The following is a 26,365-nucleotide window of genomic DNA, read 5'->3' as shown; positions in this document are numbered from 1 at the left end:
CACAAGGAGGCGCCTATGCCGTGTTGAAACAAATTAGGAACTGACTATGGAACATAATATTAATAAGCATATCTCTGGCCGCTTTAACGAAGAGCTGGAGAACGTTCGTAACCATGTACTGAGTATGGGCGGACTGGTTGAACAACAGCTAAATTTGGCCCTCGATGCAGTGAGCCATTGTGATGAAAATAAGGCCCGTAAAGTCAGCGAAAACGACTATCAGGTGAATGCCATGGAAGTGAGCATTGACGAAGAATGTACTCGCATTATTGCTAAGCGTCAGCCAGCGGCCAGTGACTTACGATTGGTTGTTGCCATTGCAAAAACCATTGCAGATCTGGAGCGTATTGGTGATGAAGCAGAACGCATTGCGAAAGTAGCACTGGACTCTTTCACGAAAGATCAGCAGGACTTGTTGGTGAATGTTGAAAACATGGGTCGTTTGGTTTCTCAGATGCTACATGATGTGCTGGATGCATTTGCCAGAATGGATGCGCAGCGGGCATTTGAGGTACATAAAGAAGACGCTAAAGTTGACCGTGAATATGAAGCACTTACGCGTCAGATCATGACCTATATGATGGAAGACCCGCGTTCAATTCCAAAAATTATGGACCTGATCTGGTCAGTTCGCTCACTCGAGCGCATCGGTGATCGTTGTCAGAATATTGCAGAATATGTAATTTATTTCGTTAATGGCAAAGATATTCGCCATACTTCTCAGGAAGACATCGAAAAGTCACTGTAGTACTAAAAATAAGCAAGTACCAATAGTAGACACTGTGTTGTTTTTTATTTATAACTGTTTGTGAGCAAAAAGTAATCAATAGAAGGAATGAACTATGAAACTAGCTCTGAACAAAAAAAGTATGAAACAACTTGCGATGAAAAGTAAGTCACTCAATGACAAAATGACGCCCCAGATTGCAGGGGGAGTCGGGCCCATGCATACGGAGTTAACTTGCTATCAGGATTGTTTTGTAAAGGAAGTATGATCTGGTGCGGGCATGAACATGAGCGAGCTATATGCTCGCTTTGTTCGAGTTAATTCCGCCCAGGCTTGCTCATACGTTACAAAATTATCCAATCTCTATAGGGGATTTATCTGACTATTTTTTCTATGTTTATTGTAGAGTTAAGCAAACAGAAGGTTGCTGTCTTCGCGTGACAACCTTACAGTTTGTTAAACGTGATTGTGCCGTTAATCAGAACTTCACACGAAAAAGCGTTCACAATTTGGCTTAATACTGTAAAATTGCGCCCTGCACATGCATATTAATATGATTTAAGGGTCAGTTATGCCTAGTAATGCATTTTTAGGAGTGTTCGCAAAGTCTCCTATTAAGCCGATTGAAGAGCACATAAAGATCGTCCATCAAGCCAGTGAAACCTTGATCCCGTTCTTTAATCATGCCTTCAAAGGGGAATGGACCGAGGCCGATGCGCTTCGTGTGCAGATCCGTAACCTGGAAAGAGAAGCAGATACATTAAAACGTGAAGTGCGCCTGCACTTGCCACGTGGTCTGTTTATGCCAGTAGAACGTACAGATTTACTGGAACTCATTACCCACCAAGACAAGATCGCCAATAAAGCCAAAGACATCGCTGGACGTGTAATTGGTCGTGAACTGGAGATCCCTGAATCAATTCAAGCCGATTTTTTGGCGTATCTGACACGCTGTGTTGATGCGACAAAACAAGCCTCAGAAGCCATTAACGAATTCGATGAACTACTGGAAACCGGTTTCCGTGGTCGCGAAGTTGCACTGGTCGAAAAAATGCTCGTTGAACTGGATGCCATCGAGGAAGATACCGATGAGATGCAGATCCGTATTCGTATGGGATTACGCAGCATTGAAAGTGAACTCAATCCAATTGATGTGATGTTCTTATACAAGATCATCGAGTGGGTTGGTGAGCTGGCAGACATTGCTGAGCGCGTAGGTTCACGACTGGAGCTGATGCTGGCGCGTTAAGCGTGCACCATCTGCCTTCACACAATTAGTTAAGAATTAAAGGTTTTACAATGGATATCATTGCATCCTATGGCACGCTATTAATTATTATAGCGGCCGCAGTTGGTTTCTTTATGGCCTATGGTATTGGTGCGAACGACGTAGCCAATGCAATGGGTACATCGGTTGGTTCTAAAGCACTGACCATCAAGCAGGCGATCATCATCGCGATGATTTTTGAATTTGCCGGTGCCTACCTGGCCGGTGGTGAGGTAACGTCAACGATCCGTAAGGGGATCATCGATTCAACCCCATTTATGGACGTACCTGAACTGATGGTACTGGGCATGATTTCGGCCCTGTTTGCCGCCGGTACCTGGTTATTACTGGCTTCAATGCTAGGCTGGCCGGTCTCGACCACGCACTCTATCATTGGTGCCATCATAGGTTTTGCGCTAGTCGCTGTGGGCAGCGAAGCCATTCAGTGGGGTAAAGTCGCAGGCATCGTGGGCAGCTGGATTGTCACCCCGGCCATTTCTGGCTTTATTGCGTACCTTATCTTTATGAGTGCGCAGAAGCTGATTTTCGATACAGATAAACCGCTTGAGAACGCGAAGCGCTTTGTGCCTGTGTATATGGGTCTGGCTGGTTTCGTGATGTCACTGGTGACGATTAAAAAAGGCCTGAAGCACATCGGTGTTGATCTGGGTGCTGTAGAAGGGTATGCGCTGGCTATCGGTATTGCAGTGATTGTTGGCTTGATTGGTAAAATGGCCATCAACCGTCTGAAAATCGACCCGAATGCGGATAAACAAATGCACTTCAACAACGTTGAAAAAGTGTTTGCTATCCTGATGGTATTAACGGCATGTTGTATGGCGTTTGCGCATGGTTCGAATGATGTTGCCAACGCGATTGGTCCTTTGGCTGCGGTGGTAAACATCGTGGAGCACAATGGTGAAATTGCCAAGAAGGCTGCATTGGCGTGGTGGATCTTGCCTTTGGGTGGTCTCGGCATCGTAGTCGGTCTGGCTGTACTGGGTAAAAAAGTAATTAAAACCATTGGTGAAGGCATCACGCACCTGACGCCAAGCCGAGGTTTCGCTGCTGAACTTGCTGCTGCGTCGACCGTAGTGATTGCATCGGGCACGGGCCTGCCAATCTCAACCACGCAAACGCTGGTTGGTGCGGTACTGGGTGTTGGTATGGCACGCGGTATTGCCGCGCTAAACATGGGTGTGATCAGAAACATTGTGGTTTCGTGGGTTATCACATTGCCAGTTGGCGCTGCCCTTGCTATTGTTATATTCTACATTCTGAGAAGCGCGTTCGGCGTTTAACAGAAAGGACAGACTTTTAGCTTGAAAAGATCTCAATGCCTTTGGTGTTGGGGTCTTTTTATTTGTGGGTATAAAAAGTGAATAACTTACCAAGCATTAAACAGTTACAGTATCTAATTGCCGTACATCAGCACCAGCATTTTGGTCGTGCTGCGGAAGCTTGTTTTATTGGCCAGTCAACCCTGAGCAGTGCCATTCAGAATCTGGAAGAAACCCTGGGATGCCAACTGATAGAGCGTGAAAACCGCAGCCTGATGTTTACGGATGTGGGCGAAGAGGTCGTTGAGCGTGCTAAGCGCATCATTGGTGACACCATCAGTGTGGTGGAATTGACCAAGAGCTTTAAACACCCGCTATCGGGCAAACTGGTTTTAGGGATTATTCCTACCATTGCTAGTTTTATTGCCGCGCCCTTATATCGCTTTTGTAAAGATGCTTTCCCTGAATTGCAACTGGTTTTGGTAGAGGATACCAGTGACCGCTTACTCGACAAGTTGGAGCAGGGGCATATCGATATGGGCATGCTGGCACTGCCCTACCGGACAGAGAAATTTCACACTCAAGTGATAGCCCGGGACCATTTCTCTTTGGTACGTCACCTGGACTACCAGGTACCTGAGCAGCTGGATGATTTTAATGTGTTGCCTGAGCAAAGTGTCTTTTTGCTGGAGCGGGAACATTGCATGACCGATCATGCGCTCAGTGCGTGTCACCTTAATCGTAGTGCGTGTATCAACCCTTTCGAAGCTGCCAATCTGCATACCTTGTTGAGTATGGTGGAATATCAAAATGGCGTGACCTTTTTGCCACAGATGGCACTCAACGCCGGGATCTTGGATGGTAAGCCAATGGTCGCGACGGCGCCGCAACCAGATGCCTATCGAGAGATTGGCTTGTTATGGCGCAAGACCACCGGACGGATCCGTGATTTTCGATTGTTCAGTGACAAAGCGGGCGAGTTTGTAGCGCAGCATTGCAGTGAGACGAACAACCGATAATAATACCAATTTCACTTAGTACCTTGTTCGATTTGAAGGAGCAAATAAGACGCTAACGGCGTTAAAAATTTCTCATTTAGAACCTTATACCTTAGACATAGGTTCACAAATTTTAGCCTCGCCTATATGGACGTAGGTGCCTCAGCGATAGCAGGACGCGGGAGCGGTGTTATCGCCCCTATTTTCTTGCCTCAAAATAGAACTCTTAATTAAGCGAATTGGTACAAAATCATGAAGGGCTGTTGCCCTTCATGTGTGATAGTCAGTGCTGAAATGGGCCGTGAAGTGCGGTTACGACTCCAGAGAACCCAACTGGCGGCTTGATTTGAGGTCGGGCAAGAATAATAAGTAAACCCACACCACCAGGTTAAAGTAAGGCACTAAGCCCAGTAAGGTAAAAAACAGTTTAGGGTAGCCTTTGTGGCTTGCGCTTCGGTAACATTGTACGGCGATAACAACGTATATGAGCAACAATATAATAGACAGCTGTACCATTGCGATTCCTCCATTTCCATAGCCAGACGTGTCCAAATCCGTTGAATGTCTTGTAAATACCTGTGTTTCAGCTATTTAAAGTGACACGTCAAAATGTACGCTTAATTATAGATGAGAATTACCCAAGAGGCAGCTATATTTTAGTCGAATTTTGTACAAAAAGACTAGCAGGCTGTTTTCTCAGATAAAATAGTTTGCAGTACCGCAGTAAGCTGTTCAACCGGTAATGGGCGTGAAATATAGTAGCCCTGACCATAATCAATGCCAATCTCTTTGAGTGCGTCAAAAATCTCTTTGCTCTCCACATACTCAGCCACTGAGCGCTTATCCAGCGAGTGACTGATGTCATTCACGGCTTTCACCAGCGCTAAATCTATGGGGTCATTGAGCATGTCACGTACAAACGAGCCGTCAATCTTAACATGTTGAGCTGGCAGCTGTTTTAAGTAGCTGAAGGTACTGAATCCGGTGCCAAAGTCATCGATAGAGAAGTGACAGCCGAGCTCATTGAGTTTGGCAATCATCGCCTGTGTGGCACTGAGGTTATTAATACTGGCCGACTCTGTGATCTCAAAAATAATCGCACTGGCCGCGACCTGGAACTCCGCCAGACAAGACTGAATATGCGGTAACAAGCGTTCATCGAGGAAAGACTGTGCAGATAAATTGACGGAGACCTGATGTAATTCGGGGTGACTTGCGATGGCGCGAATGCACTCGCGGATCACACACTGATCCATCAGATAGGTATCGTTTAGCAACTCCAGCGCCGGGATAAACTGGTTTGGGTAAACCAGGTTGTCATCTATACGTAATCTTAATAAGGCCTCGAAGTAGGCCACCTGATTGCGTTTGAAATCCCAAATTGGCTGGTAGTGCAGTTCAATGTGATTATTTTGCAGAGCCTGACGCACATTGTGCCCCCACTCCAGGCCGGTTTGCAGGGTGCTGTTTTGCGCATCTTCTTTGCTGTAGCAGTGAACCAGATTACGGCCTAAGTTTTTAGCAATGTATAGCGCAATATCGGCCTGCTTTAGGCACTCACTGGGATCACTGTTCTGATGTGTGATCTGTGCTAAACCAATAGAACAACTGATAGTATAACTGGCTTCCTCAGAATGAAACTGATGATGCTCAATGGCGCTACAGACACTTTCAGCCAGCATATGTGCATCCAACAGGGGAGTATGTTTCAGTAAAATCGCAAACTCATCACCTCCAATTCGGAAGATCAGGTGTTCATCTGCAATGTGTTCACCAAACAGTTGGGCGACCTCTTTGAGCACAATATCACCTTGCTGGTGACCTTTGCTGTCATTGATGATCTTAAAGTGGTCCAGATCAATATAGATTAGCGCATGTTCAAGGTGTGCGTCTTGTTTTGCCTGTTCACAGAATAGGTTTAATTGCTGATCGAAGTAGTAGCGGTTATGCAGTCCCGTTAGGGTGTCGTGTAAAGCAAGATGGCGTAACTGAAGCTCAGCCTGCTTGCGTTCGTGAATGTTGTCTATGGTCGCCGTTATAGTGGCAGTACTGGTGACGTTTTTTATGAGCTGAAAACGACATTCTACCCAGAGTGAGCATTGGTTACTTTGCATCACTTGTAGCTCAAGCAATGCCGATTGTTGCTCACCCTGCTGGACCTTAGTCAGGACTGTCGCCAGTTTTTCCCGATGCTCTGCCAGTACGTAGTCAAACATACTGGTATGCATGCTGGCCTTGAGTTTGTGGCCTACCAGCTGTTCCCAGGCTGGATTTAAAAAGCGGATCACGCCCGCGGTATCCAGCTCCATCACGACCGTATTGAGGTGCAGCAAAATGCGCTGGTGTGCTGAGAACAAGTCTTTGTAGCGTCGCTCGCTACGACTCAGTTGCTCGACTTTTTCTGCAAATTCCGCATAACTCACCATAAAGTCTTCACGACGGGCCGCGTGGTCGCACACTTTGCTGAGTAAAGACAGATCATAAGGCGCTCGGACAAAATCGGTGACGCCCAGCAAGAGCAGTTGCTCGGCATAGTCTGCATCACGGTTGTCTATGATGGTCACAATGGCCTGACTGGGTTTGTGCTGTAAAATATTGGCGACCAGTTCTTTACCCGAGTCACTGTGTGTTGCGGTGGCATCCAGCAAAACAATTGCAAACTCATTTTGCAAGAATTGCGACAGTGCCCCATTGGTGGTGGTGACATGAGTGGTCGTAAAGTTCAGGGATAAATGCTGACAGATCTCATCCGCACGGGTTTGATCCGGCTCGAGCAACAGCAGGTTTAAGCGACTGCTTTTTTCCAGGTGTGTAGATAACACATTTGCCAGTACCTGAGGCAGTACATCCTGACGCTCCAGAGGCAGCACTGCATCTATGCTATAACTGCGTGCTGTGGTTTCAGCAATACGTTCACAATAAGTGGGGGGCGTCAGTACAATTGGGGTATTTTTCGGGGTTTTTAATAGTCCGGAGCGCACCATACGAGAAAATCGCCAGCCATCAATTTTTCCGACATTTAGCCCGGTAATGATTAAATCTACGGCTTGTTGCTTTAATACACCCAATGCCGCTTGCGTATCACTGTGCTCAACGATGCGAAAGACATTCAGCGAGGACAAGGTTTTGACGATCAGCTGGCGCTCTTGTTGATCCGCATTAACCAGCAATAATGTGAGTTGCTTTGCCATGGTGTTACTACCTTAAACCCATGAAATAAGTAAACAAGTTTTTGCCCTTACAGTCAGTGATATGTCTCGCTTTGTGCACTTAGGATGTGCCCGGAACTTTAGGGGGCACGATACGGCGCGTTTTAGCTGCGAATTTTCGTACAATAGCGACTAGATTAAAGCTATTTTTCTATACTGACAAGCGTTACATAGTTTTACCTCAGCACTTGATTTAGCGTAGGTGGATCACTAGACTTGGCGCCTATTTGCATTAATTTGAGGTCTTCTATGCGCGTTGCTGACTTTAGTTTTGAACTCCCTGATGAGCTGATCGCTCGCCACCCTAAAAAAGAACGCTCCAGTAGTCGTTTGTTGACACTGGATGGCAACACTGGTGATTTACAGCACAAAGTGTTCAAGGACATTGTCGATTTGATCAATCCGGAAGATCTCATTATTTTCAATAATACCAAAGTGATCCCGGCGCGGATGTTCGGGCAAAAAGCCACGGGTGGTAAGCTGGAAGTGTTGGTTGAGCGAGTACTGGATGAGCACAGTGTGTTGGCACATGTACGAGCGAGTAAATCGCCAAAAGAAGGCGCAGAGATACTACTTGAAGGTAAAGCCAAAGCGACTATGGTTGCCCGCCACGGGGAGCTATTTGAGCTCAAGTTCCACGGTGACGCTTCGGTGTTATCGATTCTGGACGAAATCGGTCATATGCCGTTGCCGCCTTATATTGATCGTCCTGACGAAGAAGAAGATAAAGAGCGCTACCAGACTGTGTATGGGGAGAAGCCGGGCGCCGTTGCAGCACCTACCGCCGGCCTGCATTTTGACGACGCGCTGATGACCCAATTAAAAGACAAGGGCGTCGAGATGGCGTTTGTGACGCTTCACGTTGGTGCGGGAACCTTCCAGCCTGTGCGTGTGGATGATGTGAATGACCACCAAATGCACTCTGAATATATTGAGGTACCTCAGGAAGTGGTCGAGGCAATTGCCGCTGCGCGTCAGCGTGGTGGTCGGGTTATCGCAGTTGGCACAACCTCTGTGCGTTCACTGGAGTCTGCTGCCAAAGCGCACCCGGATGAGCTGAAGCCGTTTTATGGTGACACCGATATCTTCATTTATCCGGGCTATCAGTTCCAACTGGTTGACGCCATGGTGACCAACTTCCATCTGCCTGAGTCAACATTGATCATGCTGGTGAGTGCCTTTTCGGGACAGTCGCATATTATGCACGCCTATGAAACTGCGATTGCCGAGCAGTATCGCTTCTTCAGCTATGGTGATGCCATGTTCCTGACCAGGCAGGACAAAGCATAATTGTAAAAACCCAGCATTAAGGCTGGGTTTCTCTATTTTAACCCCTGAATTCTGTGGCTTGGCGCTTTAAAGTGCTAATTTAGCCCCAATATTATTGCCACTATGGTAGAATCGGACGGTTTTCAGTATGGCCAGGTGTCGCATCTGGTTAAGAGTAAGTTGGACTGTTTTTCCGACCAGAGGTAAGTATGAAATTTGAATTAGATTGTACACAGGGTAAAGCGCGTCGTGGCCGCCTGATTTTCGATCGCGGAGTGGTTGAAACACCGGCATTTATGCCTGTGGGTACGTACGGTACCGTAAAAGGTATGACGCCAGACGAACTAAAAGACACTGGTGCACACATCTGTCTGGGTAACACCTTCCATTTGATGTTACGTCCGGGCACCGAGATCATCAAACAACATGGTGATCTGCATGATTTTATGAATTGGGATAAGCCAATCTTAACTGATTCGGGCGGTTTCCAGGTATTCAGCTTAGGGGCTATGCGTAAGATCAGTGAAGAAGGCGTGTTATTCCAGTCTCCGGTCAACGGTGAGCGGATCATGCTTTCACCGGAAAAAGCGATGGAAGTTCAGCGTGATCTGGGCTCGGACATTGTGATGATTTTTGATGAATGTACGCCATACCCTGCTACTGAAAAAGAAGCGCGCGACTCAATGGAGTTGTCATTACGCTGGGCTAAACGCTCGAAAGAAGCACATGGCGACAACCCATCTGCTCTGTTCGGTATTATTCAGGGCGGCATGTACCCGGAGCTACGCGCTGAATCTCAGGCTGGGCTTGAGGACATTGGCTTTGATGGCTATGCGCTGGGCGGTCTGTCTGTGGGTGAGCCAAAAGAAGATATGATCAATATTCTGGATCATTGTGCTTACAAGATGCCAGAACAAAAACCGCGTTACCTGATGGGCGTGGGCAAGCCAGAAGATTTGGTTGAAGCGGTGCGCCGTGGTATCGACATGTTTGACTGTGTGATGCCAACCCGTAACGCTCGAAATGGTCACCTCTTTATCACTGGCGGTGTGATTAAAATCCGTAACGCGGTGCATAAAACAGACACTGGCCCGTTGGATCCTGAGTGTGATTGCCACACTTGTAAAAATTACTCACGTGCTTATTTGCATCATTTGGATAAGTGCAACGAGATCTTAGGTGCGCGTCTTAATACTATCCATAACCTGCGTTATTATCAGCGCCTGATGGAAGGGATGCGTGAGGCCATTGCGGCCGGTACATTTGATCAGTTTGTGGCTGATTTCTATGCCCGACGTGACAGACCGGTTCCGCCGTTGGCCGACACCGAATAACAGTTTGCAATAAAAATTAAATGAGGAAGAGCTATGAGCTTATTTATGTCTAGCGCGCATGCCAGTACGGCAGCCGCAGCACCAGCCGGTGGCGAGTGGAGCATGTTGATCATGCTGGGTATTTTTGGTCTGGTATTCTATTTCCTGATCTACCGCCCACAAGCGAAGCGTGTCAAAGAGCATAAAGATCTGATGAGTGCGCTGACCAAAGGTGATGAAGTACTAACTCAGGGTGGCCTGGTTGGTAAAATCTCTAAGGTTGCAGAAGACAAAGATTTTATCGTTATTGCCCTGAATGATCAGGCAGAAGTAACGGTACAAAAATCAGCGATTTCAGCTGTGCTACCAAAAGGCACAATGAAGTCGCTATAAACTAGCAATAAGGATGATCCAGTGTTAAACAAGTACCCAATGTGGAAATATTTACTTGTGCTCGCTGTATTGGCCGTAGGTATTTTATACGCTACACCTAACCTGTATGGTCGTGATCCGGCCATACAGGTTTCTGGTACTAAAGGTACCAATGCCGATCTCAGTGTGCTCGACCAGGTAAATAAAACACTTAAAGACAATAGCCTCACCGTAAAATCGACTGCCCTTGAAATGGCCAGGTTTTGATCCGCTTCACGAATGTTGAAGATCAGCTAAAGGCGCAGGATCTGCTGCGTAATACTCTGAGTGACGATTATATCTCTGCCATAAACATGTCACCTGCACAGCCTGACTGGTTAAAGAATTTAGGTGCTAACCCAATGAAACTGGGTCTGGACCTGAGCGGTGGTGTTCATTTTACGATGGAAGTGGACATGGCAACGGCCATGGACAAAGCATTTGAGCAGATGGAGCAGGATTATAAGAGCGATCTAAGAGAAGAAAAACTACGTTATCGCTCGATTCGTCGTGTTGCCAACAGTGACCGTATTCAGGTGGTCATGCGTTCTGATGAAGACCGAGATGCCGCTGAGCGTTTTCTTAAAAAGCGTTACCCGGGTAATCTGTTTATCAATGACAGCAGCAACGGCCTGGCGTTTTTCTCAACGCTGAGCGAGTTGAAAATCAAAGAACTGCGTGACTACGCCATCAAACAAAACGAAACCATCATTCGTAACCGGATCAACCAGCTGGGTGTAGCAGAGCCGAACGTACAGCGCCAGGGTGCGGAACGTATTATCGTTCAGCTGCCAGGTGTACAGGATACCGCGCGTGCGAAAGAGATTTTAGGCGCGACGGCGACGCTGGAATTCCGTGAAGTTGACCAAAATGCTGATGCCCGAGCGGCAGCTCAGGGTCGCGTGCCTCCGGGTTCTGAAGTGATCATGCACCAGGCCGGTTATCCCGTTGTTGTGAAAAAACGTGTGGTACTGGAAGGGTCGCACATCACAGGCGCACAGTCTGGTCTTGATGAGTATCAACGCCCTAAAGTAAGCATCAACCTGGATAGCAAAGGTGGTGCGAAAATGAGTGCCTTTACCAAACGTGCGATTGGTAAACCGATGGCAACTGTTTTCATCGAATACAAGCCGTCAGGTAAAGTCGACAAGAATGGTAAAGCGCTGCCGCCAATCAAAGTGGAAGAAGTCATCAATGTGGCAACTATCCAGGCGCGTTTGAACAGTTCTTTCCAAATCACCGGTATTAACACGCCGGCAGAAGCCCATAACCTGAGCCTGTTGCTGCGAGCAGGGGCACTGGTTGCGCCGATCCAAATTGTTGAAGAGCGTACGGTGGGTCCTAGCTTAGGTCAGGAAAACATCCAGGCAGGTATGACTGCGGTTGTTCTGGGCTTTGCATTCGTACTGGCATTTATGCTGATGTATTACAAAGGCTTTGGTCTGGTTGCGAACCTGGCGTTGGCTGCCAACCTGGTCATGATTGTGGGCGTTATGTCGATGATCCCAGGGGCCACACTGACGTTACCTGGTATTGCTGGTATCGTACTAACCGTCGGTATGGCAGTTGATGCTAATGTACTGATTTTCGAGCGTATTCGTGAAGAGTTGGGTGAAGGACGTAGTCCTCAGCAAGCCGTTCATCATGGTTATGACAGTGCCTTTAGCACCATTTTCGACGCCAACATCACCACGCTGATCGCTGCGGTGATCCTGTTCTCAGTGGGGACAGGTCCGATTGCAGGTTTCGCAGTGACACTGGCTATAGGTATCTTAACGTCGATGTTTACGGCTATCGTCGGTACTCGTGCGGTGATCAATGCGGTCATCGGTGGCAAGCGAATTAACTCGCTTTCAATCTAGGAGACGGACATGCAGTTATTAAGAATTAAAGATACCATCCGTTTTATGTCGGCACGTAAAGTGTCAATGGCATTTTCTGCGCTACTGATCCTGGCCTCTATTTTTAGCCTGACGTTCAAAGGCATGAACATGGGTCTGGATTTCACTGGTGGTACGGCAGTAGAGGTGGGTTTTTCGCAGCCTGCGGACTTGCCAAAAGTACGTAGTACGCTGGCAGAGAATGGCTTCCCGGATGCATCGGTCACGCTGTTTGGTTCAAGTCAGGACGTGCTGGTACGTCTGGCTCCGCGTGATGATGTGAAAGCTGAAATCCTGGGTAACCAACTGGTTGATGCGCTGAAGCAGGTCGACAGCAACGTTGAAATGCGTCGTATCGAGTTCGTTGGCCCGAGTGTGGGTGAGGACCTCAAAGAGCAGGGCGGTCTGGCAATGCTGACTGCATTGCTGTGTATCCTTATCTATGTTGCGTTTCGATTCGAGTGGCGTTTTGCTGTCGGTGCGGTTGCCGCTTTGTTCCACGATGTGATCCTGACCATGGGTTTATTCTCATTGCTTGGACTGGAGTTCGACCTGACGATTCTGGCCGCGATCCTCGCCGTGATAGGTTACTCACTGAATGATACCATCGTTGTATCTGACCGGATCCGCGAAAACTTCCGTAAAGTTCGTATTGATGACACGTTGGAGATTATTGATATCTCGCTGACACAGACACTGAACCGAACGTTAGTGACATCAATCACAACTATTCTGGTATTGGTTGCCCTGTTTGTCTGGGGTGGCCAGACCATCCATGGGTTTGCAACGGCCTTGTTATTCGGTGTATTCATCGGTACTTACTCATCAGTCTATGTCGCCAGTTCAGTGGCGGTTGCGATGGGCGTGAGTAAGGAAGATCTGATCCCGGTTGAAGTGGAAAAAGAAGGCGCCGATCTGGATGCCATGCCATAATCAACCAACTAGCTAACGGAAGCCGCGATTGTATCGCGGCTTTTTTGTGAGAACGGGGGAAATACTATGCGTAAGGAATGTGCAGCGGCATTCGTTTGCTTATCGCTATTCGGGTGTTCTGAGCCATCAGGGCCGGCGGCTAATGCCCGGGCTGCGACATCTGTTCAGCAGGGCAGTGGCATTGAACCGTATGCGTTGTTAGCCAGCGAGTTACTGACAGACATTCGTATCCAGCGTGATGCAGGGGTGATCCAGGCTCGTGCGGATGACCTGATACAGCAAAGTGATGTGGTCCTGGATGCCTTTAAACGGGCTTACCCACAGTGCCGGTCTTATCTGGATGCGGTATTGACACTCAGAGCGTCTTTGGCTGAGATGTCTCTTGCAGCACTGGAACAAGACTATCATGGCGATGGCAAGTTGCCTGAGTTACCCGATCCGGTGTGCTATCATAGCAAAGATTTAGTGGTGCATCCTGCGACGGTTTTGGTGATGGCAAAAGGGGGGCTTGCAGGCGACGACGCGTATTTGGAAGCGGAACTGGAAATGGTCGAGGTGATGGCCCATATTGAACAGGTAAAACAAGCATTTAAACGCGTTGAGGTGAGCATAAAGCAACAGGGAGTTGCAAATGATTCAACATCAAATTAGGTACAATCGTCTTTTTGACATATAACTGTCATGTAAAATTGATAATTTGCTCGATTATCAATCAAACCTCATCTTGGTCATCGAGCAGTGGACTCAACGCAGATCCTTTTGGATGAAATCATCGCTAACAAAGCCGTTTATACGGCATTCCAGCCAATCTATGACTTGGCAAAGGAGCAGGTGCTGGGCTTCGAGGCTTTAAGCCGCGGTAAGCGTGGTTCTGTGTTGGAGCAACCTGATAGTTTGTTCGCGGCAGCCAGTCGCTACGATCGTCTGTCGGAGCTGGAATTGTTGTGCCGTCAGAGGGCCATTACTCAGTTTGTGGCGCAACAATTGCCCGGCAAGCTGTTTCTTAATGTTAGCCCAAAAGCACTGCTGGACCCTCGTCATCCGAGGGGGGAAACCTTACACCTGGTTGAACAGGCTGGATTGGCAGCCAGCCGTATAGTGATTGAAGTGACTGAGCAAGATAAGGTCGATGATGGTTTTTTGTTGTTAAAGACCATAGCCCACTACCGTCAGCTGGGTTTCACTATCGCCATTGATGACTTAGGTGCAGGCTATTCCGGGCTAAAGCAGTGGTCAGAACTCTGTCCTGACTTTGTTAAAGTGGATCGTTATTTCATCGACTATTGCGATCAGAGTATCGTTAAACGAGAGTTTCTCAAGTCTATTATTGAACTGGCTAAGGCAACCAATACTGCGGTGATTGCAGAGGGCATTGAGCGGATGGAAGAGCTCGCTTTACTGGAGCAGTTAGGGATTGTGAATGCGCAGGGATATCTGTTGGCTAAACCAAGTGAGCAGCCGGCTCTGGAGATGATCAATCTGGCACAGCATCGTCACAGCAGCAGTAAGGATAATCCATTTGAGCAGTCTATTGCGATTGGCTGGCTGGCGAAGGACGTTGCTGCAATCCACACCTGTACTCAATGTCTTGATGCCCATCGACATTTTGAGCGTGATAAACGACTGATGAGTTTGACTGTAGTGAATGATGCAAGACAGCCTGTTGGCTTGCTGCATCGGGATCAGTTGACGGAAGTGTTTGCTGCACCCTATGGTCATGCCTTATTCGATAAAAAGCCAGTGACTGAGCTAATGGACAAACAACCGCTGATTGTTGATGAGCAAGAGCAACTCGACAGTGTCAGCCAGCTGATCACTGAGCATGAATTCGACATCCGACGTCATATTATTATTACCCGGGAAGGACGCTATCTGGGTTTGGCACCTTTAAGGGATATCCTGAAGCACATTACCGACGAAAAGATCCGCCATGCGCAACACGCCAACCCGCTAACCATGCTGCCGGGCAATGTGGCTATCAATGAGGCCATTGAACAACGCCTACGTGCTATGCATGGCTTTTCGCTCGCCTACATCGACCTCAATCATTTTAAGCAATTTAATGACCTTTATGGTTACGCCAGTGGCGACAGTGTGATTAAGTTACTGGCAGAGGTGACAGTCGCTGTGTGTAAACATAGCCACTGCTTTGTCGGCCATATTGGCGGCGATGACTTTATGGTGGTGTTTGACAACGACGATGCTGAAAACCTGTGCCATGAGATAATTCAGCGCTTTGAAGCCCAGTCTAAAGCTTTCTTTACGCCAGAGCATGTTGCGGCTGGCGGTTACTGGGCCAGTAATCGTGAAGGTCAGAAGCAATTTGTGCCGTTACTGACGTTATCTATCGGGCTGGTATCACCGGATGTGGAATCCTGTAGTAACAGCCATCAGGTCGCTGCATTGGCAACCGACGCGAAAAAAGAGGCCAAGCGCTATCGCAACAGTTATTTGTTTGTCTGTAATCGTCGCAAGCCCAGTGCTCCGGTCGTGCGGTTAGAGGCGGTCAGTAGCTTGGCTACTTAATTCAGCGATTTATGACAACACAATCTCGGTTGAGTATTGTTGCAGTTAGGTGTAGTTTGGAGGTCAGGGTGATATGTCCTTGGATTGCACAATACAGGACTGACAATTCAATATGAGCTAGGTGGTGTATGGTAAAACGGGTTATCTATCTGATGCTGTTACTGCTTGGTGCGGCGGTCGAGGCAAAGTCCACCATTTATGTTGCAAAAGAAATGCGGCCCCTCTATGACCGGGATTTGTTTCTTTACGAATTGCTCGACTTATCGCTAAAAGCGGCTGAATACCCCGTTGATATTCAACATGTTAAGGTCCACCCACATCAACAAAGAACGTTACTGGCATTGAGCAAAGGTGAGGTTGACCTGCACTGGAGCATGTCGAGTCCGGCGCGAGAAAAGCTGGCCATCGCGGTTAAGTTTCCACTCTTTGATGGCCTGATTGGCAAGCGTGCGCTGCTGGTACATCGCGAGCAACTGACCCGGTTTGAAGCTGTTCAAAGCAAAGCCGGGCTAGCTAAATTGGTTGCTGTGCAGGGACATGACTGGCCGGATACCAAGATACTGGCTGCTAACGGATTAAAGGTCAGGCCGATAGTGAATTACCAGGCGATGTTTGATTTGGTGATCAAGCAACAAGCAGACTATTTTCCCCGTTCAGTGGTTGAGGTGGATTCTGAGCTCGCAGCTCAATCTGCCGCTGAACTGGTCAAATTGCCTGGTGTTTATTTGTCATACCCAGCACACTTCTACTTTTTTGTGAACAAGCAAAAACCAGAACTGGCAGAAAAGCTGGATCAGGGTTTGAGGCGCCTGAAAGACAGTGGTCAGTATGAGCAATTACTGGCGCGCTATTTTGATCTCTCCTTCTTAGCGACAGCACAGCCGATATATCTGGATAACCCATTCTTTCACACTGATTGATCTATCTATCTGTCGCTACCTTGCGGGCTCAGACGCTGTTGTTGGTAGGTGATCACGGTGAGCACTAAGAGGATGCCACACACTGATGAATAAAACAGATAGCCCGTTACCTCAAATGCATAGAAGAAAAGGGTGATGTCATATCCTCTGCCATTACGCAGATAGTTCTCGAATAAGGCTAAAAAGCTAAATATGGCGGTGAGCAAACATAGCCATGGCAGCAGGGTATCCGCAAAAGTATAATAGATATTTCTGTTTGGAAAGAGGCGTTTAGTTATCTCCATCCGGTAGATTAGCAGCACTAGTAAAATAAGCTCTTTGATAAAATGCAGACCAAAAATCAGACTGTTTTGGAACAGACGGTTTTGCGTCTCTGAGGTCAGGCTGATCAGGCCAGTTGAGAATAGCAAGTTTTCATAAATAATGGGAAACAGGGCCAGTCCCGTTAACCCGCACAGGTTCACATCTTTCAGTCGGACACCAATGATAAACAGGCCGCTAAGTAAGAGAGAGTATGCCGAAAAGACGTAGAAAGTTGCGTCGCGAAGAATGATCAATATCAGACTGAGTGCGACTATGACCATCAGCAAAGGGCTATTGATATAGCGAAAGTGGACCGCGAAGGCCATGCATCAAATCCCTGAATGTTATTCAGACAAACCTGTCGATGGACTATACAGGTTTGCCTTTCGAATGTTAACTCCGTTTTTTAATGGTCGGAACTTTCAGCTCATAGGCTTCTTTATAAGAGATCACCGTTAGCGCAACCAGCATGGCACATATGGTGGAAAAGATCAGATAGCCTGTAATTTCAAAGGCGTAAAAGAAGAAGGTAATATCGTATCCTTTACCATTACGGAAGTAGTTCTCTATCAGTGCGAAGAAGCTGATGGCTGCGCCTATGAGGTAGAGCCAGGGCATGATGCTGTCAGCAAAGGTGGCACGGATCTGATGCTTAGGAAACAACCATTTGGTGATTTCAACGCGATAGGTGAGGAGCACCAAAATCAGAAGCTCTCTGGCCATGGAAAGGCCGAATATAATGCTGTTTTGTAGCAGGCGATTTTCTTCGTCCGAGTAAAGGCTTATCAGGCCTGTGGAAAACAGCAGATTTTCGATCAGTATGGATGACAAATTCATCATAGCGAGGACGCAAATATTAATGTCTTTGATCCGCAGTCCGATCAGGAAAACCAGAGAGATGATTGCAATACAAGAGAGGATGAACACATAGGTTGCATCCTGCATAATAAAAATGACTACTACCATCACGACGTATGGTAGTAGCAGGTCTTTAATCGATAAATCCTTTGTCATGTCGAAGTACGTTTTGTCTCTAATTTTTGGGAAGTTTGTTGGCCTTTGGGTCTAACAGGGTGTAACACACTGGAACCGGCAGCGACTTTTTGGCAATCAGTGAATGAAAGAGATTTCATATTGATGTTCCTTATGTCATTGTTGTTTGCCTAACCAAAACGACTGCAATAACTGGCTAGTCAGCTTCTAGAGTATAGGCACTGCATCCGCCTTTGCTCATTCATCTGTAAATTACGTGCACGTCACGCAAACGTAATTTAGATGAACTGGGTGTGCTTTAAGACCTATCATATATGATTTATTTCATACAGCACAACATAAGGTCTATTAAGCTCTGGTTAATAAATTTACCACCTAGTCCGGAAAAGTGAAATGAAATTTTTCATATAACTTTAATTAATTGTTAATTATATTGTTCATTTCATTTTTTCTTCTTGAAAATCTGAATATTAACTACGTTGCTAAACTTTAAATTTTGCCATTTCTTTTTCCAGTTGATGCGTTAATGCCGTGATGCTGTCAGTTGCCTGATGCGCATGGTGTGAGACCTGGGCTGTCTGACTGGCAGTATCTGATATGGTTACCACACGGTGTGCGGTGTCTTCTCCGGCTGCAAGCTGTTCTTTTGCGGCTTGGGCAATCTGGTCACTCATTTGCGATATTGCACTGAGCGATTCAGCCACCCGTTTCAGTGCTTCACTGGCTTCGTTAGACATTGTCACGGTTTTTTCACTGGTGGCAATACTCAGGGTAACTGATGCTTTGGCTTCCTGAGTTGCAGATTGAAGATTACCAATCATGGTATGGATTTCTTCTGTGCTGCTTTGGGTGCGTTGTGCCAGCTGTCTGACTTCGTCGGCAACGACTGCGAACCCGCGACCCTGCTCTCCGGCACGTGCCGCCTCAATCGCAGCGTTCAATGCCAGCAGATTGGTTTGCTCCGCAATACTTTGGATCACACTCAGTACATTGGCGATGTTTTTTACCTCTTCATCAAGCACCTGAATATTATTACCTGCACTGTCGATTTGCTGCTCTAATAGGGCAATGGCTTCAGACGCTTTAGTCGTGAGCTTATCGGCACTTTGCCCCTGGCCTTCTGCTTGTTGCACAGAGTCAGCTGCTTGCTCTGCGTGCTCAACCACGGTTTGCGCAGAGGCGGTGAGTTCGGTGATTGCTGATGCCACCATTTGGGTTTCTTCGCTCAGGCTGCGAGTGAGTGACTCCAGCTCATTAGAACGAGCTTCACCATTGTGGCTTTGTTCATTAAGCGAATCGCTGACAGATTTTAGCCCGCCAACCACACCTTTTAGTCCTTCTTGCATGTATTCCATGCCAGCCAGAATACTGTCTGGTTTGGCGTTGTCGTTGTGGATCTGTGAAGTGAGGTTACCACGCGAAACTTCCTGAACGATGTCGAGGACGTCATCCAGCTCTGCGCCTAGTTTGTTAGACAGAGACAAGCCAAAGCGAGTTAAAGCAAAGGTCAGTGCGACGGCGATAAGTAATGACAAAGACGCGAGCCAGCTTGCAGTATCCCAATAGCGCTCATCGACTTCCTGATAACTGATACCAGTTCCTACATACCAGCCGAACAGAGGGGTTTTTTGCACGACTGAAGTCATGGCTGCGACGGTGCCATTGCGCTGTGATGTCCAGTTGTAGGTAATGATACGATTTGTTTGCGAGCCGACCAAACGTTCCACCATGCGCCCGATACTATTACCGTTGGCATCTTTAAAGTCGTTGAAGCTGGTGTCGTGTAAATGCGGGTCATGTGGCGCAGCGATGAAGTTGAGTTCACTGTCCACCACGTACACGTACTCAGAGTCGTGATATTTGTTTTCTCGTAAAATCTGCGATGCGAGTGTTTTGGCCTGTTCCTCTGTCAGGGCGCCGCTGCGCACAAACCCTTCAAACTGCTGCACTATATTGGCTGTGCTTTTCATCAGTTGATTGATACGCGCAATATTGTCTGTTTCGCTTGCATGTCTGAGGGATTGCAGCCCAACAATTGCCACCAGAATGAGGGCAACAAAAATAGAAGCTGCAAATAGGATGATTTTTGTTCTTAAAGTAAGTGATGAAAACACGTGATGCCCCTGTAGCAGAATCTGATTTAATGATTTAACACGAATTCCGTATTGTGGAAAGCTGAAAAAGGTCATTATAACAGTAATCTTAGATGATTTTTCCTCACTATAGGGGGTGACAGCGTTTTACCTTGCATTAATTATGTTAACTTCCGTATCGCTGAGTAAGCGGTACTCACCGGCCGCCAGTTTCGTATCCAGCTCAATACCAGCAACATTTTCTCGGTGCAGTTCTACGACCTTATTACCGACCGCTGCTAGCATACGCTTCACCTGATGGTACTTTCCTTCGCAGATAGATAAGCGTAGCGCATACTTATCCAGCTGCTCTGCTATGGCGGGCTGAGTGAGGCTTTTTTCATTGTGCAACGCGACACCCTGACGTAGTTGCTCGAGTGCTTCTTCGGTGAGTGCTTCTTGTGTTTCAACCAGGTAAGTTTTGTACTTTTGTTTCTTTGGTGAGGTGATTTGATGAGACCAGTCGCCATCATTGGTAATTAAAACGAGTCCAGTGGTATCCAGGTCCAGCCGCCCCGCAACATGAAAATCTTTTAAGTTGGGCTCGTCCAAAAGCTCAAAAACGGTGGGGTGCAGGTCGTCCTGATTGGCGCACACATAACCAGTCGGTTTGTTCAGCATATAGTAACGCTTACCGAGATAAACCAGTGGCGTCTGGTCCCATTCGACTAGATCATCCTGCCCAACAGAATAATCTGCTTTGCTGATAGTGACGCCATTGACAACGGCCAGGCCTTTTTTGATCCCTATTTTGACTTTACTGCGAGGCAGCTCCTGGATGTGGCTGACAAACTTATCTAAACGACAGGGGAATTTCATAGTGATTGCTCTGTAAATTGAAAATGACCCGCACGTCAATGCGGGTGAGCTGAGAGCAGCTCTGATTAAGGGCTATTATACGTCAGTTCTTGCGGTAGATCTCTGGCTCTAAGTCATAGGGGTGAACACTGAGGTGGAGTTGCTCGCCATCGACTACTGCGTTCAGCGCATGTAGTAGCGTCTCACTCAGCAGTTGCTTTTGTGCTATCGTTCTGCCGGAAATAATGTGGGCTTGCACGTGAATAAAGCCTCTGTGGTCGCTACCCAGATGATAGTCGTGATAAGCAATTGCCCGGGTTTTAATGGACGAAGGATCAAACAGCTGAGTACGTTCAGCACCTTGATGGACGGCCTGGACAAGTTCAGAAACGGAAATATTCAGATGGGCAGAGTGTTCAATGATCAGATGAGGCATGGTATCACAGGGTAATTGTCGCTAATATGGCAATATGATATGAATCTTTTCTTGCAATGCCAAGTGATAAGTGGGCGGTGAGAGCGCCCGGAACTGGCATGTTTTGATATAGAAGACAGGATATTATGCTGGCGATATTTAAATCTAAACCGCTACTGGAAGACGCTCAGGCTCAGCAGTTAATTCATTTGTTTGGCTGGGCGGTTGAGCATTTTGACGTCGATTTTTTTCTCCGTCACACACGGATTGTTGAGCCTACCGTGCAGGACTTCCCGGATCAGGTTAATAGTGTTGAGCAAATGGCACAAACTGTGTTTGGCCGGGTGCGCGATTATGCCGGGTTGCAGCACTGGCCTGTTGCTTTATTACCACCGCAGCAAATGCCGTTGCAGCAGACCTTCCCAAATTTTACGCTTAGTGGTGGATTGCGCGGAGAGCAGGTGTCGGTGTCGGAAAAACCAGCTATGCCGATTGCTCTTTCCTATAACCCTAATCAAATCAACCAGCCTCAGGATATGGTTGCAAGTTTAGCTGGTTCTCTGGCGATGATTTTGATTCATCAGGTGGGTAAATTACCACCAGGCGGTCAGGAACATTTACCCGTTGCCGCAGATGTGCTGGCTGTGTACATGGGGTTTGGTGTGATGTTGAGTAACAGTGCTTACCATTTCAGAGGTGGGTGTGGCTCTTGTTATAATGCCTATGCCAATCGGCAGGCTGCCCTCAGTGAGGCAGAAACGATCTTTGTGCATGCCTTGGTGTGTCATTTCAAGCCACAATATAACGGTGCGAAACACCTTAAACCCCACCTCAAAGGATTGTATAAAAAAGCCTGTAAACAGCTTCAGGGCATTTTAAAAACGTCTCCGGATCCCGTTTTACTGGCACTGGAGGATCGCAGTCGTGTCGCCTTATCTGGATGAGTTTGTTTTGATTGCGCTGGCACATTTTTTTGCGGTTGCCAGCCCCGGGCCTGACTTTGCCGTTGTACTGAAACAAAGCATTAGCTTTGGTCGCCGTAATGCTCTGATGACCAGCGCAGGAGTAGGGTTAGGGATATTGGTGCATGTCACTTATTGTCTGCTTGGTGTCGCGTTGTTGTTAGCGCAATCGCCGGAGTTATTTAATGTCTTTAAATACCTAGCTGGCGCTTACCTGGCGTACATGGGTATTCAGGCTTTACGTGCAAGTGCCAACCCGGCCTCACAGCAAGCAGCTACCCCATCTGCGACCGAGGAAAGTGCCATGCAGGCACTGCGGCGCGGCTTTTTGGTGAACGCATTGAACCCAAAAGCGACATTGTTTTTCCTTTCCTTGTTTACCTTGGTGATTGATCCTGGCACTCCTCAGTCCGTACAAATCTTGTACGGATTATATATGGCTGTGGCAACTTGGTTGTGGTTTTCTTCCCTTTCCATGGTGCTGAGCAAAGCCACAGTTCGCAGCTTTTTTCAACGTGCCGGGCATTGGTTTGATCGCGGAATAGGGGTAATTCTACTGCTGCTGGCGCTTAGGGTAATACTTTAATAATACCAGGAGTCATGATGGCAGACAGAGACATACTTAACTTTGCTTTTGGATCAAATTTAACCCCCGCGCGCCTGCAGGCGCGTTTACCAGCAGCCCAATTGCTTGGCACCGCCCGCCTGCCAGGCTACACCTTGGGTTTTCGTCATCTTGGTCAGGATGGCTCGGCTAAATGCTCCATTGAACCGGATGATAGCGCTGTGGCATGTGTGCATGGCGTTTTGTATGCCTTAACCGAGCAAGAGATAGCACAGTTAGACCGCATAGAAGGTGAAGGCTATCAGCGACAAGGTGTTGAGGTGATCCGCGCTTGCGGTTCGCGGCTCACTGCGCACTGTTATATCACACAACAATTTTACGACGACCTGCTGCCGTTTTCCTGGTATCTGGAGCATGTGCTGCGGGGCGTGCAACATCATCAATTCCCTGCGTCGTATCAGCAGCTGCTCGCTGAGCAGCCATGTACTCTGGACCTGGATTTCCACAGAGCGCGACGGGAAATGTCCATTCATCAATAAGGAATAGCAATACACATGAAGTACCAAATTGGTAAAGGCTTGATCGCCACCGTAATGTTGTCGGTGAGTAGTTTTTCTGCGTTGGCTGAGCAATATGCGCCAGGCGTGAATATCGCGGATGTTGAGCAGGCTGTTACTGAGGCCATGGAGAGGTTCCATATACCTGGCATTGCACTCGCTGTGGTTGAGCGCGGTGAAGTTGTATTGAGCAAAGGATATGGGTTACGCCATATTGCTCACCAGGATAAGGTGGATGCGGATACCTTGTTCGGGATCGCTTCAAATAGTAAGGCATTTACGGCTGCGGCTCTGGCAGTATTGGTGGATGAAGGCAAGCTGAGCTGGAGTGATGAGGTCATCAAACACATCCCGGAGTTTCGTTTGTCAGACCCTTATGTAACGCGAGCAATGACGATTGCTGATCTGCTAAGCCATCGTAGTGGGCTGGGGAAAGGAGCTGGTGATCTAATGATCTGGCCAGATACCGACAAAACCATGGCTGATCTATTGGAAGGGATAGCACACTTACCAATAGAGAGCAGCTTGCGCAGCACTTATGCCTACAACAATCTGATGTTTGTGGTTGCAGGTGAAGTCGTCAATCGCGTAAGTGGAATGGGGTGGCGAGATTTTGTTGAGCAGCGATTGTTTAAACCAATGGGGATGGATACTTCACGTGCCGGATTTTCACGGATCCCACAGGAGAACCAGAACTGGGCGACCGGGAGTATATTTTGGCAGGGTCAACTCACTCCTTTCTTCGTGGACTACCTGGAGGATTTTCGCGGAGCGGGTGCCATTGCTTCCAGTGCCAACGATATGAGTTTGTGGCTAAAAACTCAGTTAGCTGCAGGCAAAATGCCAAATGGCAACGCGCTGTTTAGCGAAGTTCAACAGGTTTATATGTGGCATCCATACATCATGCGTTGGCCAAATGAAGCGGGCAAAGCATATCAGCGGCAGTTTCGGGGGTATGGTTTAGGCTGGGCGATAGAAGATTATTTCGGTCACAAAAAAGTGTGGCACGGGGGTGGGATCCCTGGCATGGTCTCTCAAGTTGCCATGATACCAGGCAAGCAGCTGGGTGTAGTGGTGCTGTCTAACCAACAGGCTTTTCCAGCTTTAACGGCCATTATTAATGAGGTGTTCGAGGATGCGCTGGGATTGCCTGATAAGGAGTGGGTCAAAGAAGCCGCTGAGAAGTATCAGCTGAAGCGTGAAGAAGCATACCGCTCTGCAGGGGCTGTGAAGTTAGACAAGCGACAACCACAACTGGCAAATCAAGTATACACAGGCACGCTGGTCAGTCCATGGTACGGCAATGTGATTGTGGAAGAGCTCAATGGTGAGTTGTATATTGATTTTACCCATACCGAAATGCTGAAAGGGAAATTGCAACACCATACTGGTAACACATTTATTGTGAAGTGGCAGCATGCTGAGTTAGAAGCGGATGCGTACATTGATTTTACTCTGTCTCCATCACAACAGGTCGAAGCTGCAAGTATGTCCTGGGTGAACCCGGATATTACCGACTTCAGTTTCGATTTTCATAATTTGCAGCTTAAAGCCAAACCGCTTTCGACACAGTAAGTCGACAGGTTACACCAAAGTATCAGGGTTTGCTTCAGGCGGCTCTGATACACTCATATTATGACTCTACGAAGGACTGATTTTGCTATGCGTACTGCATTGATCACTCACCCGCTTTGTCGTAAACATAAAATGATTGCGGATCATCCTGAATGTCCGGAGCGACTGGACGCCATTTCAGATCGAATTCTGGCGTCCGGATTAGATGTGGCCATTGAATATAAAACGGCACCCAAGGCGACACTGGAAGACATTGCACGAGTGCACGACCAGGCGCATATTAGTCGGGTATGTGAGGCATTACCCGAGTCAGGCCTGGCTGAGCTGGACGGTGACACCTGGTTATGTCCCGATTCTATGAAAGCAATTGAGCGTGCGGTCGGGGCTGGTTTATTGGCCGTTGATGCAGTACTTGCAGGCAAGCTGGATGCGGCTTTTTGTGCCGTGCGCCCGCCAGGACATCATGCTAATCAAAATAGTTCTTCCGGATTTTGCGTATTCAATAACCTGGCCATTGCGGTTGCTTATGCCCAGCAGCAGGGCGTGGAGCGAATAGCGGTGCTCGACATTGACGTACACCATGGTAACGGGACGCAGGACATAGTGCGCGATGACCCCCGAGTACTGTTTTGTTCATTATTCCAATACCCTTTTTATCCTAATACAGCGATTGAAAACACGGATTCTATCTTGAATTCCCCGCTACCCGCTGGCAGCGATGGGCGAGATTTTCGTGCGCTGGTGGAACAGCAATGGCTACCCAGGCTGGTGGAATTTTCGCCTCAGCTAATCTTCATCAGTGCCGGGTTTGACGCGCACCTTGAGGATGATATGGGAGGACTGGGCTTTGTGGAGCAAGATTATATCTGGTTTACAGAGCAGGTGATTGCCTTCGCCAGGGCACACTCATGCCTGGGTATCATTTCCTATCTCGAAGGGGGCTACGATCTGTCATCGCTGGGGCGCAGCGTTGAGTGTCATATTCGTGCGCTGGCAGAAGCCTGAACCACCTCAATTACCTGATACTTTCTAACAATTCGAAGGCCTCTTTGACGCTGCACTGATTGAGTTTTGACACGCAGCATTGGCCTTCCTGTACTAAGGTTTGTTGCACTAATCGGGTGAGTGCATCGGCCGATAGAGAAGGGGCCTGTTGGCCTGAGCGAGTCAAATACTGGCCATCAGGATAGATACAGATCCCCTCGTCAGGGCCCGCATAATGGCACATTTCCGCCAATTCAGTCTCATTACTGACATAAGCTAGACTTTGGTCTAACCATAATAGGAACGGGTACGACTTTATTGTCATTATTTGTTCTTGGTCAAGGTTGT

The 26,365-nt window shown here is 47.7% G+C and carries 25 protein-coding genes and 1 pseudogene; 18 read left to right on the top strand and 8 right to left on the bottom strand.

Going from position 1 to position 26,365, the window contains the following annotated elements:
* The first annotated feature begins 46 nt into the window (after positions 1-46).
* From phoU to IY568_RS01445, 5 genes are all read left to right on the top strand, one after another.
* A complete protein-coding gene (gene phoU, locus IY568_RS01465) occupies positions 47-748 on the top strand; it encodes a phosphate signaling complex protein PhoU (RefSeq protein ID WP_125558340.1) in 702 nt (233 codons plus the stop codon).
* A 94-nt stretch (positions 749-842) separates the two neighbouring features.
* Complete coding sequence (locus IY568_RS01460; protein WP_164517484.1) at positions 843-995, top strand: hypothetical protein; 153 nt, start codon at positions 843-845, stop codon at positions 993-995.
* Between the two features lie 303 nt (positions 996-1,298).
* Complete coding sequence (locus IY568_RS01455) at positions 1,299-1,976, top strand: TIGR00153 family protein (protein WP_010383283.1); 678 nt, start codon at positions 1,299-1,301, stop codon at positions 1,974-1,976.
* A gap of 50 nt (positions 1,977-2,026) precedes the next feature.
* Positions 2,027-3,295, top strand: a complete 1,269-nt coding sequence (locus tag IY568_RS01450) for an inorganic phosphate transporter (protein ID WP_125558338.1) — start codon at positions 2,027-2,029, stop codon at positions 3,293-3,295.
* A gap of 77 nt (positions 3,296-3,372) precedes the next feature.
* Positions 3,373-4,293 (top strand): hydrogen peroxide-inducible genes activator, encoded by a 921-nt coding sequence (locus tag IY568_RS01445; RefSeq protein WP_125558336.1) that lies wholly within the window; start codon positions 3,373-3,375, stop codon positions 4,291-4,293.
* A gap of 291 nt (positions 4,294-4,584) precedes the next feature.
* On the opposite strand, the gene IY568_RS24605 is transcribed toward IY568_RS01445, so the two are convergent.
* Both IY568_RS24605 and IY568_RS01440 read right to left on the bottom strand, forming a co-directional pair.
* A complete protein-coding gene (locus tag IY568_RS24605; RefSeq protein WP_010383280.1) occupies positions 4,585-4,788 on the bottom strand; it encodes a hypothetical protein in 204 nt (67 codons plus the stop codon).
* A 164-nt stretch (positions 4,789-4,952) separates the two neighbouring features.
* A complete protein-coding gene (locus IY568_RS01440; RefSeq protein WP_138536795.1) occupies positions 4,953-7,463 on the bottom strand; it encodes an EAL domain-containing protein in 2,511 nt (836 codons plus the stop codon).
* 267 nt (positions 7,464-7,730) lie between these two features.
* Here IY568_RS01440 and queA point away from each other — a divergent pair, with 267 nt between their 5' ends.
* The 8 genes and pseudogenes from queA (at position 7,731) to IY568_RS01400 (ending at position 16,733) form a co-directional block, all read left to right on the top strand.
* The gene (gene queA / locus IY568_RS01435; RefSeq protein WP_125558332.1) at positions 7,731-8,771 is read left to right on the top strand and encodes a tRNA preQ1(34) S-adenosylmethionine ribosyltransferase-isomerase QueA; all 1,041 of its coding nucleotides are present in this window, start codon (positions 7,731-7,733) and stop codon (positions 8,769-8,771) included.
* A gap of 188 nt (positions 8,772-8,959) precedes the next feature.
* On the top strand, positions 8,960-10,084 hold the full coding sequence (tgt, locus tag IY568_RS01430; protein WP_010383277.1) for a tRNA guanosine(34) transglycosylase Tgt: 1,125 nt from the start codon (positions 8,960-8,962) through the stop codon (positions 10,082-10,084).
* A gap of 33 nt (positions 10,085-10,117) precedes the next feature.
* Positions 10,118-10,456, top strand: coding sequence for a preprotein translocase subunit YajC (yajC, locus tag IY568_RS01425; protein ID WP_125558330.1), 339 nt, complete (start codon positions 10,118-10,120; stop codon positions 10,454-10,456).
* Positions 10,457-10,477: 21 nt separating this feature from the next.
* A pseudogene (gene secD / locus IY568_RS01420) lies at positions 10,478-12,336 on the top strand (protein translocase subunit SecD).
* A gap of 9 nt (positions 12,337-12,345) precedes the next feature.
* Positions 12,346-13,287: a protein translocase subunit SecF gene (secF, locus tag IY568_RS01415; protein WP_058797149.1), complete on the top strand. Its 942-nt coding sequence runs from the start codon at positions 12,346-12,348 to the stop codon at positions 13,285-13,287.
* 66 nt (positions 13,288-13,353) lie between these two features.
* Positions 13,354-13,938 carry a hypothetical protein gene (locus tag IY568_RS01410; RefSeq protein WP_194866599.1) on the top strand — a complete coding sequence of 195 codons (585 nt, stop codon included), beginning with the start codon at positions 13,354-13,356 and terminating at the stop codon, positions 13,936-13,938.
* 87 nt (positions 13,939-14,025) lie between these two features.
* Positions 14,026-15,813 (top strand): bifunctional diguanylate cyclase/phosphodiesterase, encoded by a 1,788-nt coding sequence (locus IY568_RS01405; RefSeq protein WP_138536801.1) that lies wholly within the window; start codon positions 14,026-14,028, stop codon positions 15,811-15,813.
* A gap of 128 nt (positions 15,814-15,941) precedes the next feature.
* The gene (locus tag IY568_RS01400; RefSeq protein ID WP_194866598.1) at positions 15,942-16,733 is read left to right on the top strand and encodes a substrate-binding periplasmic protein; all 792 of its coding nucleotides are present in this window, start codon (positions 15,942-15,944) and stop codon (positions 16,731-16,733) included.
* 5 nt (positions 16,734-16,738) lie between these two features.
* On the opposite strand, the gene IY568_RS01395 is transcribed toward IY568_RS01400, so the two are convergent.
* The 5 genes from IY568_RS01395 to IY568_RS01375 form a co-directional block, all read right to left on the bottom strand.
* The gene (locus IY568_RS01395) at positions 16,739-17,362 is read right to left on the bottom strand and encodes a hypothetical protein (protein WP_194866597.1); all 624 of its coding nucleotides are present in this window, start codon (positions 17,360-17,362) and stop codon (positions 16,739-16,741) included.
* A 67-nt stretch (positions 17,363-17,429) separates the two neighbouring features.
* Positions 17,430-18,050 (bottom strand): hypothetical protein, encoded by a 621-nt coding sequence (locus tag IY568_RS01390; RefSeq protein WP_010383265.1) that lies wholly within the window; start codon positions 18,048-18,050, stop codon positions 17,430-17,432.
* 461 nt (positions 18,051-18,511) lie between these two features.
* Positions 18,512-20,143 carry a methyl-accepting chemotaxis protein gene (locus IY568_RS01385; protein WP_125558320.1) on the bottom strand — a complete coding sequence of 544 codons (1,632 nt, stop codon included), beginning with the start codon at positions 20,141-20,143 and terminating at the stop codon, positions 18,512-18,514.
* Positions 20,144-20,269: 126 nt separating this feature from the next.
* The gene (locus tag IY568_RS01380; protein WP_125558317.1) at positions 20,270-20,980 is read right to left on the bottom strand and encodes a pseudouridine synthase; all 711 of its coding nucleotides are present in this window, start codon (positions 20,978-20,980) and stop codon (positions 20,270-20,272) included.
* An 82-nt stretch (positions 20,981-21,062) separates the two neighbouring features.
* The gene (locus IY568_RS01375; protein WP_125558315.1) at positions 21,063-21,395 is read right to left on the bottom strand and encodes a 5-carboxymethyl-2-hydroxymuconate Delta-isomerase; all 333 of its coding nucleotides are present in this window, start codon (positions 21,393-21,395) and stop codon (positions 21,063-21,065) included.
* Positions 21,396-21,520: 125 nt separating this feature from the next.
* Between IY568_RS01375 and IY568_RS01370 the strand changes: the two genes are divergently transcribed.
* From IY568_RS01370 to IY568_RS01350, 5 genes are all read left to right on the top strand, one after another.
* Positions 21,521-22,318 carry a hypothetical protein gene (locus IY568_RS01370; protein ID WP_125558313.1) on the top strand — a complete coding sequence of 266 codons (798 nt, stop codon included), beginning with the start codon at positions 21,521-21,523 and terminating at the stop codon, positions 22,316-22,318.
* Positions 22,299-22,922 (top strand): LysE family transporter, encoded by a 624-nt coding sequence (locus IY568_RS01365; protein ID WP_125558310.1) that lies wholly within the window; start codon positions 22,299-22,301, stop codon positions 22,920-22,922. Before IY568_RS01370 ends, IY568_RS01365 begins: the two co-directional genes overlap by 20 nt.
* A 17-nt stretch (positions 22,923-22,939) precedes the next feature.
* Positions 22,940-23,440: a gamma-glutamylcyclotransferase family protein gene (locus IY568_RS01360; RefSeq protein ID WP_194866596.1), complete on the top strand. Its 501-nt coding sequence runs from the start codon at positions 22,940-22,942 to the stop codon at positions 23,438-23,440.
* 15 nt (positions 23,441-23,455) lie between these two features.
* A complete protein-coding gene (locus tag IY568_RS01355; RefSeq protein WP_125558306.1) occupies positions 23,456-25,033 on the top strand; it encodes a serine hydrolase in 1,578 nt (525 codons plus the stop codon).
* Between the two features lie 87 nt (positions 25,034-25,120).
* Positions 25,121-26,038 (top strand): histone deacetylase family protein, encoded by a 918-nt coding sequence (locus IY568_RS01350; protein WP_194866595.1) that lies wholly within the window; start codon positions 25,121-25,123, stop codon positions 26,036-26,038.
* 10 nt (positions 26,039-26,048) lie between these two features.
* On the opposite strand, the gene IY568_RS01345 is transcribed toward IY568_RS01350, so the two are convergent.
* Positions 26,049-26,342: a DUF4144 family protein gene (locus IY568_RS01345; protein ID WP_194866594.1), complete on the bottom strand. Its 294-nt coding sequence runs from the start codon at positions 26,340-26,342 to the stop codon at positions 26,049-26,051.
* Positions 26,343-26,365: the final 23 nt, after the last annotated feature.

This window comes from Pseudoalteromonas sp. PPB1 (assembly GCF_015356275.1).
Taxonomy (GTDB): domain Bacteria; phylum Pseudomonadota; class Gammaproteobacteria; order Enterobacterales; family Alteromonadaceae; genus Pseudoalteromonas; species Pseudoalteromonas rubra_D.
Note: the sequence above shows the minus strand (reverse complement) of the source record. Positions and strands in the feature narration are given on the sequence as shown.

Bases quoted from the DNA above. Each gene is read 5' to 3' on its own strand.
- phoU (WP_125558340.1), top strand. From the start codon at position 47: ATGGAACATAATATTAATAAGCATATCTCTGGCCGCTTTAACGAAGAG.
- IY568_RS01460 (WP_164517484.1), top strand. From the start codon at position 843: ATGAAACTAGCTCTGAACAAAAAAAGTATGAAACAACTTGCGATGAAA.
- IY568_RS01455 (WP_010383283.1), top strand. From the start codon at position 1,299: ATGCCTAGTAATGCATTTTTAGGAGTGTTCGCAAAGTCTCCTATTAAG.
- IY568_RS01450 (WP_125558338.1), top strand. From the start codon at position 2,027: ATGGATATCATTGCATCCTATGGCACGCTATTAATTATTATAGCGGCC.
- IY568_RS24605 (WP_010383280.1), bottom strand. From the start codon at position 4,788: ATGGTACAGCTGTCTATTATATTGTTGCTCATATACGTTGTTATCGCC.
- IY568_RS01440 (WP_138536795.1), bottom strand. From the start codon at position 7,463: ATGGCAAAGCAACTCACATTATTGCTGGTTAATGCGGATCAACAAGAG.
- queA (WP_125558332.1), top strand. From the start codon at position 7,731: ATGCGCGTTGCTGACTTTAGTTTTGAACTCCCTGATGAGCTGATCGCT.
- tgt (WP_010383277.1), top strand. From the start codon at position 8,960: ATGAAATTTGAATTAGATTGTACACAGGGTAAAGCGCGTCGTGGCCGC.
- yajC (WP_125558330.1), top strand. From the start codon at position 10,118: ATGAGCTTATTTATGTCTAGCGCGCATGCCAGTACGGCAGCCGCAGCA.
- secF (WP_058797149.1), top strand. From the start codon at position 12,346: ATGCAGTTATTAAGAATTAAAGATACCATCCGTTTTATGTCGGCACGT.
- IY568_RS01410 (WP_194866599.1), top strand. From the start codon at position 13,354: ATGCGTAAGGAATGTGCAGCGGCATTCGTTTGCTTATCGCTATTCGGG.
- IY568_RS01400 (WP_194866598.1), top strand. From the start codon at position 15,942: ATGGTAAAACGGGTTATCTATCTGATGCTGTTACTGCTTGGTGCGGCG.
- IY568_RS01395 (WP_194866597.1), bottom strand. From the start codon at position 17,362: ATGGCCTTCGCGGTCCACTTTCGCTATATCAATAGCCCTTTGCTGATG.
- IY568_RS01390 (WP_010383265.1), bottom strand. From the start codon at position 18,050: ATGACAAAGGATTTATCGATTAAAGACCTGCTACTACCATACGTCGTG.
- IY568_RS01380 (WP_125558317.1), bottom strand. From the start codon at position 20,980: ATGAAATTCCCCTGTCGTTTAGATAAGTTTGTCAGCCACATCCAGGAG.
- IY568_RS01375 (WP_125558315.1), bottom strand. From the start codon at position 21,395: ATGCCTCATCTGATCATTGAACACTCTGCCCATCTGAATATTTCCGTT.
- IY568_RS01370 (WP_125558313.1), top strand. From the start codon at position 21,521: ATGCTGGCGATATTTAAATCTAAACCGCTACTGGAAGACGCTCAGGCT.
- IY568_RS01360 (WP_194866596.1), top strand. From the start codon at position 22,940: ATGGCAGACAGAGACATACTTAACTTTGCTTTTGGATCAAATTTAACC.
- IY568_RS01355 (WP_125558306.1), top strand. From the start codon at position 23,456: ATGAAGTACCAAATTGGTAAAGGCTTGATCGCCACCGTAATGTTGTCG.
- IY568_RS01350 (WP_194866595.1), top strand. From the start codon at position 25,121: ATGCGTACTGCATTGATCACTCACCCGCTTTGTCGTAAACATAAAATG.
- IY568_RS01345 (WP_194866594.1), bottom strand. From the start codon at position 26,342: ATGACAATAAAGTCGTACCCGTTCCTATTATGGTTAGACCAAAGTCTA.